This is a genomic window from Candidatus Neomarinimicrobiota bacterium (assembly GCA_022567655.1).
GTDB lineage: Bacteria > Fidelibacterota > SORT01 > SORT01 > SORT01 > JADFGO01.
This window is the reverse complement of sequence record JADFGO010000062.1, coordinates 1-13,503: the sequence shown is the minus strand read 5'-3', so window position 1 is coordinate 13,503 and position 13,503 is coordinate 1. Positions and strand designations below refer to the sequence as shown.

Sequence of the window (13,503 nt, the reverse complement as noted above, 5' to 3'; positions counted from 1 at the left end):
CTACGCATCCCATCGAAGATGCGATAAAAAGTCCCCTTCTTCCTAAAGAGGGGATTTAGGCTTAGTCCCGCAGTAAGCGGGGGGTGGTCTTCATTTAAATTTCTTTATATAAAGAAAAAAGATGAAGATTTTTATTCAACAGAAAATTGAATAAACCGAACAATCACACCCCCCGCCTGACATTAGTCGGGCAGGCTCGTCCGGCTTAGCCGGACACTCCCCTCAAGGGGAGAGGAATACCGTGTGAGTCAGGATTTATCCTGACCGCGCACTTAATTACAAACGACTATTTCTTTCCGATCCTCAGGCTAAATGCCCACGGTTCCGGTATGGCAAAAAACATCAACAACGCTCCCGAGAATGCTATGTTTCTCAAAAACCGTGAAAATTGTCCCGCTCTTGCTGCCTGGTCCTCGAAAGACCAAAAATCGTGCATGATAATTGCCACAATAACTAAAAATGCTATTAAGACAGCGCTGCCTATCCTGGGATATATACCTGTTATAATGCTTATGCCTCCGACGAGCAGCATAAGACCGGTAATAATTACCGCAAATTCCGGAAGAGGAATTCCTTTTGATGCGGTGTAACCGGTCATCCCCTCAAGATTCAAAAAATGGTTTATACCGCTTCTGATGAAATAGCTGCCGAACAGAATCCGGCCTAATAGAATAACCTTATCCATGAGTTAATTGATCACCGCTAAAGACTTGTCGAGGATTTCAAGAGCGTCCTTCACCTGCGCTTCAGATACCGACATCGGCGGCGCAATGCGGAATATGTTGCCGTATAGTCCACCCTTGCCTATGAGCAGTCCACGTTTCTTGGTCTCTTCAAACACTTCCATGGTCGCTTTTGCGTTAGGAGTCCTGTCCCCGTTCGGTTCGTCTTCAACCAACTCTATCGCCTGCATAAGTCCCTTACCACGGACGTCTCCGACTATCTTCGGGTATTTCTCTTTAATCTCCTCAAGTCCTTCACGGAGAATTTTTCCCATCGTTTCAGACTTAGCCGGATAATCTTCATCGACTATTATGTCGATTGTGGCATTTGCGGCTGCGGACGAGATCGGATTACCGCCGAATGTGGATATGGTTAGTTTTTTGAGGGAGTCAGCAACCTCTTCGGTTGCTATTGTGGCTCCGAGAGGCATCCCGTTTGCGATTCCCTTCGCCATCGTCATTACTTCGGGTTCGACTCCGTAATGCTCGATGCCGAACATCTTTGTACCGGTTCGACCGAATCCCGTCTGAACCTCGTCGCAGATAAATATTCCGCCGTACTTACGAATTATATCGACTGCTACCTTAAAATACTCTTCGGGAGGAGTTATGAAACCTCCGACGCCCTGGATCGGTTCGGCAAGGAATCCCGCTATCTGTCCGGTAGTGGTGGTCAGTATCAGCTCTTCTATGTCCTGAGCGCATTTTATTTCACATGAAGGATACTCCAGTCCCAGCGGACACCGGTAGCAGTACGGACTCACCGCATGCTTGATGGCGGCTATCTGTGTCGGCACGGAACGCCATGCCGAATGCGCCGTCAATGATTGAGCCAACATTGACCTTCCCGCATAACCGTGCCTGAGGGCGATTATCTCCATATTTCCCGTAAATACCTGAGCCAGCATGACTGCCGTCTCATCCGCTTCCGTGCCCGATCCCGTAAAGAAACTCTTTTGCAGTTTGCCCGGTGTAATTCGAGCGAGCTTCTCGGCTAACTCCACCATAGGGATCGTAGGATAAAGCGTGGAAACATGTCCAAGCCTGTTCATTTGCGCTACTATAGCTTTGTTTATCCTGTCGTCTGCGTGACCGATGGAGACCGTCAGAATCCCTCCGAAGAAATCGAGATATTCATTCCCCTCAACGTCCTTAAGGATACAACCCTTCCCGGAGTCAAGCGCAAGCGGTTCTGAATAATAGTTTATCACCGACGAAAAAAGATATTCGTCGTGCTTTTCTTTTACATCAGCTGATGTCGGTCTGACTTCCGTATCGGATTTTTCTTCTGATTCCGTATCAGGCGTTTGGGTCAGCGAGTTTGCCATAAGCTTCCGGTCTCCTGTCTCTATAGAACTGCCATACTCTCCGCACTTCTTCTATCATATCGAGGTCGAGTTCCGCGGTTACGAGCTCGTCTTTGTCCTCGCTTGCCTCGGCAACGAAATTTCCCCGCGGATCCACAAAATAACTACTTCCGTAAAATTCCCCGATATTCCAGGGCGCTTCAGTTCCCACCCGGTTGCTGCAAGCCATAAAATATCCGTTCGCTACGGCATGTGCGGGCTGCTCGAGTTTCCAGAGGTATTGTGAAAGTCCTTTTACCGTGGCTGAAGGGTTGAAAACCACCTCGGCTCCATTAAGGCCGAGAATGCGGGCTCCTTCGGGGAAATGCCTGTCGTAGCATATATAAACCCCTACCTTTGCATAACGCGTCTCGAATACCGGATATCCCATGTTGCCCGGTTTGAAAAAATATTTCTCCCAGAATCCTGACGTATGTGGAATGTGGGTTTTACGGTATTTCCCGAGGTACGTGCCGTCGGCATCCACCACAGCCGCGGTATTATAATAAATTCCCGCCTGTTCGACTTCATATACGGGAATTATCATTACCATCTGGTATTTTTTAGCGTAAGGTGTCAGGGCTTCGACAGTGGGACCCGGTACGGGCTCAGCCGCATCGTACCAGTGCGCGTCCTGACTCGGACAGAAATAGGGTCCGTTAAAGATCTCCTGTAGTCCGAGAATCTGCACTCCTTCTTTTCCCGCCTTTTCGATGAACGGCAGATGTTTTTCGAACATCGCTGCCTGAATGTTCTTTATCGTCTCTTTTTCGTCATTTATCGGATTCGAACATTGAATCAAGCCGCACTTAACTATTCTCGGCAATTGTTACTCCCTGAATTGATTTTCTTATCCTACCAACGCGAAATTTCAACTTTCTTATCGGTGTAGAACTCTATGCTGTCTCTTCCGTGTGCCTTAAGGTCGCCGAAGAATGAACCTTTTGCTCCGCCGAAGGTAAAGAACGACATCGGCGCAGGAACACCGATGTTAACACCGATCATGCTGGCATCCACACTATATCTGAACTTACGAGCCTTTTTCCCTGATGTGGTAAATATGGATATTGTGTTTGCCAGCGGATGCTGCGATATCAATTCGATGGCACTATCAAGGTCTTTGACTTTCATCATAGTGAGAACCGGCCCGAATATCTCTTCCTTGGCAATAGTCATGGACGAATCGACATTTTCGAATATCGTGGGTCCGATATAATACCCGTCCTCTTTACCTTCTACGGAAGCGCCTCTCCCGTCAAGAATCATATCTGCGCCCTCTTCTATCCCTTTTTCAATATAGGACAACACCCGTTGCTTATGAGCTTCGGTAACAACGGGACCCATAGTAACTCCATCATCAAGACCACTGCCCATTTTGATCGCTTTCGCCTTTTGCAGGATCATCTCCCTCAGTTCGGGATAGATTTTCTCGTCGCCCAACAACACGCTCGCGGCGAGGCATCTTTCACCCGCACATCCGAAACAGGATGCTATTACGGCATTAGCTGCCGAATCGAGGTCTGCGTCATCCGTCACAAGCACAAAGTTCTTAGCTCCACCCAGCGCCTGAACACGTTTACCGTTCTGACTCGCCAGTGAATACACGTGCTGCGCTACCGGAGAAGAGCCTACGAATGAAACTCCCTTAATATCAGGATGTGTACACATGGCATCTACTACTACCTTATCGCCATGCACGAGATTAATGACGCCATCGGGAAATCCTACTTCGTCAATCAACTCATATATGAAATTTGGGGTCATTGGTACCTGTTCTGAGGGTTTTAAGATGAACGTATTTCCTGTTGCGACAGCGTACGGCAGAAACCACATAGGCACCATTGCGGGAAAGTTAAACGGGGTAATCGCCCCGAATACTCCTATAGGTCTTCTGTAAACCGCCGTATCAATTCCTGACGCCACGTCTTCGAGTGTCTGTCCCTGCATCATCGTCGGTACACCGGATGCAACTTCAACGTTTTCTATCGCTCTGCGCACCTCACCGCGCGCTTCATCAAGTGTCTTTCCATTTTCAACCGTCAACACCCGTGCAATATCGTCAAATCTCTCTTCCATGATCATCTTAAGTTTGAAGAAATATCTTGCTCTTTCCACCGGCGGTGTTTCACGCCATGCGGGGAACGCTTTCTTTGCCACCTCGACAGCATCGTTAAATTCTGATTCGGCTGATAGGGGTAATCGGGCAAGTATGTTTCCGTTAGAAGGGTCTGTAATATCGAGTAATTTATCGGATTTTGATTGTACAAACGACCCGTTTACGTAATTATTTATGAGAGGAACGTCAGTGTCCCGACCGTTGTCGCTTTTAACTGCTACCGCGGACTCTGTTCCGGTTGGCATAACCATGTTATCGCCTCCAATTCATATTTAGATTGCTATATCTTTATGTCTTCCGACCTGTAGGTCGGATAAATAATAAGAAATTAAGCTTGATTTGTCAAGGGAATAGCTTTTTTGAGCATCCTTGATATATCAGGAAGGTTAATTTATAATTTTTACCGATTCACGCGCTAATTCGGTCAGTTTATCGCTGTCGTCTATGATATCCGGCGGTACTTCGAAATAATTCTTAAGCGTTTGTTTTTCATTCGGTCTAAACGGCTTCATACCCTGTTCGATGTAATACTGTCTGCTACTATCGTCGGTCTTGAAATAGAGCCTGCCTTTCGATATCATCCCGAAGAATTTCAGACCTTGATATAGACCGTGACCCCCGAACATTCCCTTTGCATACAAATCGTAGAGATCCCTCAATTGATCGATAATATAGTCTTTAAATGTTTCGTCCTTAACCAAATCACGCTCACAATGATTCTGACCGCTGACGGCAAACTTACTATTTAAAATGATTTTATTCAAGCAGCCCGCATAATCGGAACCGATTGAGAAAAATGATTTCCCCTCCTTCCTATACTCCGCTTCTGTTGCATCGGGAGAGCCGTGAACATATCTTTAGTGCCTATGAGAACGCAAATTCAACTACCGATGCCACGACAGGACAGAAAAAAACATATTTTGCGCACTCCGGCGCTATCTGCCGTAAAGACTTTCGCTTTCCTCATCTTCAGCGTTTGGTTATTTCAAGGAACAACTGCCCGTGCGAACCTTCCGGATGACACTGCTCCCGTTATCAGAGAGATTATATTAATGAGACAAAACGTATTTTCCAAAGATGACAATCCGTTGGGACTGGGTGATCCGTTCTTAAACAGTCTTCATTTCGTAACGCGTAAAAACATCATATTACAGGAGCTGCTTTTTAATTCCGGCGACAGAGTCGATAACGAACTCTTTCGCGAAACCGAGCGGAACTTAAGGAAGCTGAATTTCATAGGGAGCGTAAGAATTGAAACAAAGCCGAATGCCGACGGGAGTGTGGACGTCCATGTTTTCACGAGAGACCTATGGACTACCGTTTTCAGTGTAGAATTCTCCCGTTCCGACAATAGGAACGAGTACGGTTTGTTATTACAGGAGCAGAGTCTTCTCGGTTATGGTTCACCTCTCAGTCTCAGTTGGGATAGGACTAAAAGGGGAGACGCTGTAAGAGTCAGTCATCTCTATCGCAGAATACGCGGCTCGAGATTGCAGCTTACCTCGTTCGTGAAAAACGGTCCTGCGGAAGAATATCAGTATTTTTTTGCTCTCGACCGGCCGCTCTATTCTCTTGACACAAAATGGGCATTCAGCGCAAATATTAATAACTCAAACCTCCCCCGGTTAAAGGATACAGATGATGAATTCCTCGAACAATCCAACTTTCAAAGGTTTACGCTTACACGCGCATTAGGTTCGAGATTTAGAAAAATGATCGCGCTCGTTTCCGTTTTCCATGAAGACGCTGAATCAGATAACTACACTCAGGAGATCAGAGAACTCTCCGGTAGATTTAGACTCAAGGCATTCAGGTTCGCCAAGACCTTTAAATTAGATAAAATGGAAAGGGTCGAGGATATTGAGCTCGGTTCTTCCATAGGAGCCGGAATTGCACGGGCGGGAAATTTTCTCGGCGGGGACAGGAACTACTGGAGGTTTTCAGCCGATCAATCCCTTGCGTTTCCTTCCGGCTCCCGTTCATGGATATTTCAGCAGGTCAGATACACTACAACACGTGAAAACGACAACAGTGTCAACCGCATATGGGAACTTAATATCCGGGCATATTCACAGGTAGTTCCGCGGCAAACAATAGCGTTCAGACTTTTTGCCGGATCCAGAAGCAACCTTGACGACCGGACGGATATTTATAAGCTGCGGGACCTATCCGGTTTGAGGGGTTATACAATTTCAGATTCGATATTCGGTGAAAAAACCCTGCTGTTGAATCTCGAAGACCGATTATTTTCGGATATTAAATTTCTTACGCTTTCATTCGGCGGAGTACTGTTTCTTGATGCCGGAGGAGCTTGGGATGAAACGGAGTCTGTTAAATTGTCCGACTTGAAATACGCCGCCGGATTCGGCTTCAGGTGGGAAGTGACCAAAAGCGCCACAGCGAGAGTTACAAGAATTGACTTCGGATTCCCCCTTGACGGAAGGGGTATTTCCCTAAAAAACATGGTAATATCGTTAGCTTCCGGACAGTTGTTTTCCTTCTGAGCAATTAAGCTCTTTCTAATCCGGAATTAGATCAGGTTTCGTACCTTTTTTACCGCTGATAAACAATACGGCGGTGACCGAACTTGCAAAAGCCAACATCGCCGAGACTATCATCGCCAACCGGAATGCGGACAAAAACGATTCGTTTATCGCTCTTCTTATCCGGGTCGCTGTATATCTGTCGACTCCTTCCGGTAATTGAATCCCCGCGAGTTTAATTCGTTCGGAATCAATGTGCTCTCTGAGTTCCCGAGTCATTTCGATAGAATCAATTTTAGTGTCCAGCGCTCCGTTAAACGCGATTAAAACCATTATTCCTATCAACGCAATCGAGAGAAGACCGGCGGTTCTCGCTACCGCATTGTTTATTCCCGACGCAAGTCCGGAGCGATCTTGACTTACAGCGCTCATAACCGCAGTTGTAAGAGGAGCCACGCTGATTCCCATGCCTACTCCAAGAGTCACTAAACCCGGGAAAAAGGTCGTCCAGTAGCTTCCGCCGATGCCGGGAAGCGCAAATAACAGGTAACCGACGGCTACTATAAAGGGGCCTATAACAAGAGGCAGTTTAGCTCCATACCTGTCCACCAGCCCCCCTGCCCATCGGGACAACAAAGACAAAAAAACTATCAACGGTAAAAATGCCGCCCCCGCTTCCGTGGCTGTGTAACCCTGAAGCTGGATAAGATTGAATGGAAAAAAGAAGAGCGCTCCGCTCAAAGCGGCATACAGGAAAAACGTCAATATATTTGCGCCGGAAAAAGTCCGGGAACTGAATAGACTCAAAGGCATCATCGGCGATTTAATCTTCGATTCGACAAACAAAAATATCACCAACATCACCGTGCCGCCGGATACCATCCCGATTACTATGTAGCTGTCGAGTCCCAAAGTCGCCGACTCTATTAATCCGAACACGATCGAACCTAATCCGATAGTTACCAGGAATGCGCCTACCCAATCGAGAGGTTCGGAATCCTCTTCGATCTCAGTTTCGGGCACCCTCGTCAGAGTTATGTACAATACAAATGCTGCGATAGGAATGTTGATAAAAAAGATCCATCTCCACGAATAATTTTCTATCAGCCATCCTCCGAGAATAGGACCGAGAGCGGCAGTTACCGCCGTAAAGCTCGACCAGGTCCCTATCGCTTTTCCACGTGTGCTGTCATTAAAACTCGAACTCAAGATCGCTAAACTTGCAGGGATCAGCAGAGCGCCGCCTGCTCCTTGAAATATCCGGGCGTAGATCAGTTCATCAATATTTCTTGCCAGTCCACACAAAAGGGAAGCCGTGGTGAAGATGCTCACGCCTATGATGAAAGTTCGCCTCTTGCCGAATTTATCGCCCAGTGAGCCGCCTACGAGAATCAGAGACGCCAGCATCAGAGTATATCCCTCTATGACCCACTGAACGTCGCTGACATTAGCGTTCAGACTTTCCTGTAATCCGGGCAGCGCAACGTTTACTACCGTCCCATCGATAAAGATAAGACTTGAGCCCAATATCGTGACAAGAAGAATCCACCGTCTTGTTGTCTTAGGATCTACGAAAGTCCTGTTCAATTAAAATGTTCTTTCAGTTTTGTTCCTTGCAAGGTTTGGTTTAGAATTGAACGGGATACTACTTATTGAGTTGTTCAGATGCAAGCTGTCAGGAATTCAGTATATCCATTAGTCGGGAAGTTGAGATATTGCCGCCGCTCATTACGAGCACCACTTTTTTCCCTGAAAGTTTGTTTTTAATGGATAACGCACCTGCGAGCGGAGCCGCTCCGGCTCCCTCCACCAAATTGTGAGTGTGTTCTATCAGTAACTTCAAAGAATCGTAAATTGCTTCGTCGCTAACGAGGAGAAAGTCATCCAAATATTTTTTCATTATAGTCTGTGTGTTTTCAAATGCGACTCGCGTCGATATTCCCTCTACGGTTGTCTTCATTTCTCCCGAAAGTAATTCCCCGGATTTCCAGGACATCTGCATCGTTGGAGCTTTTTCTGATTGAACCGCAATGACCTGTATCTCCGGATTTATGCTTTTCGCCACTATGCATGTTCCGCAGACTCCGCTTCCCGCCCCCACCGGAACGAAGATATAATCAACGTCGGGCAGGTCGTCGAGGATTTCAAGCGCATAGGTTCCTACTCCGCATATCAGTTCATCATCCGTAGGGCTTATGAATCTTCCGCCTTTCTCTCTGGCGATTCCAGCCATCCATTCACGGGCGCCGTCGAAATCCTCCCCATGAAAAAGAACTTCGGCTCCCAGTCCCCTCATCAAAGCCACTTTTTCCGGGTTTGCATTTTCCGGGACGGCTATGGTAGCTTTAATTCCATACGCCCTGCACGCAAAGGCGATGCTTTGTCCGTGATTACCGCTTGATGCCGTAAATAACCCCGCCTTTTTCTCATCGTCATTCAGACTCGCGGCGAGATTGAGCCCGCCCCGCACTTTGAATGCGCCGACAGGTTGATGATTTTCATGCTTGACCCGGACTTCTGTTCCGAGCAGCTCGCTCAATCCGGCATAATGGTACAGAGGTGTGGGTTTTAAGTGTTTGTAAACAATCTGTCGTGCGGCTTTAATGTCATCTATGGTTAACATAATGACGTAAGATAACGCTCAGAAATATGAAATGGGATGCCAAATATTAGATGCTATTCAGCCATGAATGTGCTGTTCAGCTGTTCCGTTCGGATAGATCGAATCTTTCGATTTCCAAATCGGGATGATTCCCCGGAAGTCCGATGCGGTACCAGATAAACGGGAACAGCGGATTGGGCAGCCAGTAGAGCCACCCGAGGTTTTTTGAGATTTGATTTTCACTCAGTTTCAAGTCCATCCAGACATATAAAAACTTATACGAGCATATCCCGGGGATAAAGTTCGGTCGAAAAGCGTCCGTTTTCATATATTTCTTGCGGACGTAATAATTACCCTCGAACGGTGTTATCCCCCATCCTATCGGACCCTCGGCTAACAGAGTCCCTGTCGGTTTATGTCTGATTCTAATTAGTTTTTTTACCAATTAAAAGTTCCTATCTTCAGTTTCTACGAGCAAAGTAGCTCACGAATCTCACACCTCCCGTAGTTTTGCTTACAAATCGGCTGAACATTCAATCTTGATTCAAAAGCTTCTCACCGGTAAAATTACGAATAATGACTTCCACGTTAAATACCACAAAGATTTTATTGGTAGTTATGTTGATGATGATAATCTTGTTCTCGACTGCTTTAAAGGCTCAGGACGTGATTCCCCTGCAGCGAATTTTCGGAGACGTTAAAATCGACGGAATCTCCGATGAAGATGCGTGGCAGGCGATAAAGCCTTATCCGCTGATTATGAACGCACCCACTTTTAGAGGCGTACTCACCGAAAAAACGGAGATCAAAATCGCTTATGACGATGAGTTCATCTATGCGGCGGCAAAATTATACGATTCCGATCCTTCCGGAGTAATGGGAAACGCCTTAGACAGAGACGGTTCGACACCGGCGGATGACCATTTTGGATTAGTATTGGACTCTTATAATGATAACGAAACCGCATTGGGGTTTTTCACCACACCGGCGGGAATCAGAAACGAAGTGGCGATATACAATGACGCAGAATCGTCGGGAGATCCTCCCTGGAACAACAGCTGGAATACGTTCTGGGACGTGGAAGTAGTCAAGAATGACGAAGGCTGGTTTGTTGAAATGCGCATTCCGTTTTCCAGTCTGAGATTCCAGGATGAGAACGGCAGGGTGGTGATGGGTTTGATAACATGGAGATATATAGCGAGAAAAAACGAAACCGCTATTTATCCCGCAATTCCGCCCAAATGGGACTGGGCGGTAGTTAAACCTTCTGTCGCTCAGGATGTACTCCTTGAAGGCATTTACAGCCAAAACCCTCTGTATATAACTCCCTACGGATTGGGCGGCGGCGGACACGCATATACTCTGAATGATGCCGAAACCGGGTACGATTTCGATGATGAGCCAACCAAAGAATTCGGTGTTGACGTCAAGTACGCCGTATCGAGTAATCTCACACTTGACGCAACGATCAACACCGATTTCGCTCAAGTGGAAGTTGACGACGAGCAGGTCAACCTGACCCGTTTTTCGCTCTTCTTTCCTGAAAAACGGCTCTTCTTTCTCGAGCGGTCAAGCATATTTGATTTTTCAACGGGCGGTCCGACGAGCCTCTTTTACAGCAGAACTATCGGGCTCACAGAGGATGGCGATCCCGTACGAATTTACGGCGGAGCGCGATTGGTAGGCCGCATCGGCAGCTGGGACTTGGGAGCGATAAATATGCAAACGGCGGAAAGCTCAGGACTTCCCTCCGAAAACTTCGGTGTCCTCCGGTTGCGGAAGAATGTCATAAACGAAAATTCGTTTATAGGAGGGATGCTTACATCCCGACTTAACGATAAAGGGAATAACAACATAGCGGCGGGAATTGACGGCCTTTACAGGGTATTCGGTGACGACTACTTTTCGTTCGCCCTCGCTCAGTCGTTTGATGATACGCTGTCGGACGCCGGATTCAGCAGCTTTAATGAAACGGCACGTCTGCGAACTTCGTGGAAAAAAAGAACAAATACGGGTTTCGGATATAATCTTTCTTACTCTTGGTCGGCGCCGGGTTACAAACCGGGGATCGGCTTCATCACGAGAGAGGATTATAAAAGATTCGGGAACAGCCTCTTTTACGGCAGGTTCGCCGATAAGAACTCCTCGATTTACAACTACATAGTGCGATTCAACGGCGAAGTCTATCTACGAAATTCGGACGAAAGCAGGGAATCGACAAATTTCGGTCCCCAATTCAATCTCAGTTTTAAATCGGGCGCTTTCGCTTCCGTTAATTTCGAACGGAGATACGAAGACCTCGATGAAGTTTTTGAGTTATCCGACGATGTCTCCGTTCCAATCGGAAAGTACACTTTCACCACATTTAACGGATTCTATCAAACTCCATGGGGAAGGAATATAAGAGCGAACTTTAGTGTCAATGCCGGAACGTTCTTTGACGGCACTCAACGCTCTATCGGAGTCGAACCCTCCTGGAGCATTTCGCCTCATCTCGAAATCGGAGGCGCGTATCTGTTCAACAGAATCCGGTTTGACGACCGGGATCAGGAATTCGATGGGAACATCATCCGAATTAAGATCAAGGCTGCATTGAACACCGAAATTACAGGCAATGCCTTTTTTCAAATTAACAGTGATACCAGACAAACAAGTCTAAACGTAAGACTGCGCTACAACCCCCGCGAAGGAAACGATCTGTATATTGTCTATTCGGAGCTGCTCAACGAAGACCGGTCTGATGTCTTTCCTGTCCCGCCGAGCTCAGAATCGAGAAGCATAATAATAAAATATTCTTATACGTTCCAGAACCTATTCTTTTAGGAACATTACTTCAACAAGAGCATTTTCTTCGTCTCGACAAACGTAGGGGACGCAGATCTGCGTCCCATGTTTTTGTGCGGTCCTCCGGCTGAGCCGGAAGACACCCCTCCCCGCCAGACTAATGTCCTGCCCGGCAAGCGGTCAGATGGGCGGGCCGGTTGTTAGAGGGGATCGATCGGATTATTTCTTAATAGTAAACCATTGAAATGGTTTGGGTATTTGTGATCCTTCCTGTTGACCCCTGACTTAAGTCAGGGGTTAGTGATAACACCAGTCAGCGATTCAACCGTTTTAACGGTTTTGAATTTCTGAGGGCTGGTCATCGACCCGCCCCTACATCTAATTATGAACCACCGGTTACTCTTTTTTAAAAATAGGAGACTGATTTGTCCTCACTTCAACAGGAGCATTTTACGAGTTCGGACAAAATCGCCGGTTTGCATATAATCCCTGTTATGCACTATAAAGTCAAAAGCATTAAAACTTAGAAATATGATTTATGAATGATTCTCCTTCAAATTTTTCATGACTCTTTGTCTCCTCGGTTTCCAAATCAGAGAAATATTCATCATAAACCGTTGCTCGTTCATGTTTCAAAGGAGGAGAACAATAACATAATTCTGTCCATCTAACTAAACCCGACGAATCCATCGTAGCTCTATCCATCGAGGCCAGAATTTCCGGACCATCAGGCACTTGATCTTCTAAACTCCCACCGGTAAGCAACTGATAAAACTCTTTGGATTTGCTTTGATTAAATCTCGCTTGGACTTTATATATCAACTCTATAACTTCATTCTTATAATATTCAAAAGTCCTAATTCCATTGTTATTTCAGCAACACCACCTTCCTCGTCCGGACGAATCCACCGGCTGGCGGACCTCCCTGGAGCCGGTAGAGTTTAGTCACCTCTTGGAAAAGATTGATATAGAAGCTTAATGAGAGTAACAATAAGCTTACCGAGATTAAGATCTATGCCAATCCATCGATAATATCTCTGTATTCCTCTTCCGTAAAGGCGCGCATTGTCTCTGTAGAGACATTCCCCAGTGAGCCGATTGCGAGCCTAAGGCCAGCAGCTGTTGAATCATCCGGTTCTTCGGTGATCACTACTGCATCATATTGCCCCATGACGAGGAAAAACTCCTTCAACTCTGCGCCCTTAGAACTGAACATTTTTTTAGCTTGATCGAGTCGCGTTGGTCCTCCTTTAATGTTCTCTACGCCTTTCTGTGTGAACTTCATTAGTGTGATGTAGGTAGCCATTGCAATACCTCCCTCGTTGCGTTAGATATCGAATATTCTGTACAATTTAGTCATTTTTCTCACTTCAACAACACCATTTTCCTCGACCGGACGAATCCGCGCTCTGGCGGGGACGAAAAGACCTTGATAACGCCGGGATTAATA

Annotated in this window: 12 protein-coding genes; 2 read left to right on the top strand and 10 right to left on the bottom strand. The window is 46.5% G+C overall.

Annotated features, from left to right (window positions below):
* Positions 1-286 precede the first annotated feature (286 nt).
* The 5 genes from IID12_07250 to IID12_07230 all read right to left on the bottom strand — a co-directional run bounded on the left by IID12_07250 (position 287) and on the right by IID12_07230 (position 4,948).
* Entirely contained in the window at positions 287-685 is a 399-nt protein-coding gene (locus IID12_07250) for a DoxX family protein (protein ID MCH8288888.1), read from the bottom strand.
* 3 nt (positions 686-688) lie between these two features.
* On the bottom strand, positions 689-2,050 hold the full coding sequence (locus IID12_07245; GenBank protein ID MCH8288887.1) for an aspartate aminotransferase family protein: 1,362 nt from the start codon (positions 2,048-2,050) through the stop codon (positions 689-691).
* Positions 2,022-2,894 carry an acyltransferase gene (locus IID12_07240; GenBank protein MCH8288886.1) on the bottom strand — a complete coding sequence of 291 codons (873 nt, stop codon included), beginning with the start codon at positions 2,892-2,894 and terminating at the stop codon, positions 2,022-2,024. Before IID12_07240 ends, IID12_07245 begins: the two co-directional genes overlap by 29 nt.
* A gap of 29 nt (positions 2,895-2,923) precedes the next feature.
* On the bottom strand, positions 2,924-4,429 hold the full coding sequence (locus IID12_07235) for a CoA-acylating methylmalonate-semialdehyde dehydrogenase (protein ID MCH8288885.1): 1,506 nt from the start codon (positions 4,427-4,429) through the stop codon (positions 2,924-2,926).
* A 141-nt stretch (positions 4,430-4,570) separates the two neighbouring features.
* Positions 4,571-4,948: a TfoX/Sxy family protein gene (locus IID12_07230; protein ID MCH8288884.1), complete on the bottom strand. Its 378-nt coding sequence runs from the start codon at positions 4,946-4,948 to the stop codon at positions 4,571-4,573.
* Positions 4,949-5,236: 288 nt separating this feature from the next.
* Here IID12_07230 and IID12_07225 point away from each other — a divergent pair, with 288 nt between their 5' ends.
* Positions 5,237-6,688 (top strand): hypothetical protein, encoded by a 1,452-nt coding sequence (locus IID12_07225; GenBank protein ID MCH8288883.1) that lies wholly within the window; start codon positions 5,237-5,239, stop codon positions 6,686-6,688.
* Between the two features lie 15 nt (positions 6,689-6,703).
* On the opposite strand, the gene IID12_07220 is transcribed toward IID12_07225, so the two are convergent.
* The 3 genes from IID12_07220 to IID12_07210 form a co-directional block, all read right to left on the bottom strand.
* Positions 6,704-8,254, bottom strand: a complete 1,551-nt coding sequence (locus IID12_07220; protein ID MCH8288882.1) for an MFS transporter — start codon at positions 8,252-8,254, stop codon at positions 6,704-6,706.
* A gap of 88 nt (positions 8,255-8,342) precedes the next feature.
* The gene (locus IID12_07215) at positions 8,343-9,290 is read right to left on the bottom strand and encodes a threonine/serine dehydratase (GenBank protein ID MCH8288881.1); all 948 of its coding nucleotides are present in this window, start codon (positions 9,288-9,290) and stop codon (positions 8,343-8,345) included.
* Positions 9,291-9,366: 76 nt separating this feature from the next.
* Positions 9,367-9,714 (bottom strand): hypothetical protein, encoded by a 348-nt coding sequence (locus tag IID12_07210; GenBank protein MCH8288880.1) that lies wholly within the window; start codon positions 9,712-9,714, stop codon positions 9,367-9,369.
* A 131-nt stretch (positions 9,715-9,845) separates the two neighbouring features.
* Here IID12_07210 and IID12_07205 point away from each other — a divergent pair, with 131 nt between their 5' ends.
* Positions 9,846-12,092, top strand: coding sequence for a carbohydrate binding family 9 domain-containing protein (locus tag IID12_07205; protein ID MCH8288879.1), 2,247 nt, complete (start codon positions 9,846-9,848; stop codon positions 12,090-12,092).
* 477 nt (positions 12,093-12,569) lie between these two features.
* Here the strand turns inward: IID12_07205 and IID12_07200 are convergent, their stop codons facing one another.
* Positions 12,570-12,875, bottom strand: a complete 306-nt coding sequence (locus IID12_07200) for a hypothetical protein (protein ID MCH8288878.1) — start codon at positions 12,873-12,875, stop codon at positions 12,570-12,572.
* A gap of 190 nt (positions 12,876-13,065) precedes the next feature.
* Positions 13,066-13,359 carry a GYD domain-containing protein gene (locus IID12_07195; GenBank protein ID MCH8288877.1) on the bottom strand — a complete coding sequence of 98 codons (294 nt, stop codon included), beginning with the start codon at positions 13,357-13,359 and terminating at the stop codon, positions 13,066-13,068.
* Positions 13,360-13,503: the final 144 nt, after the last annotated feature.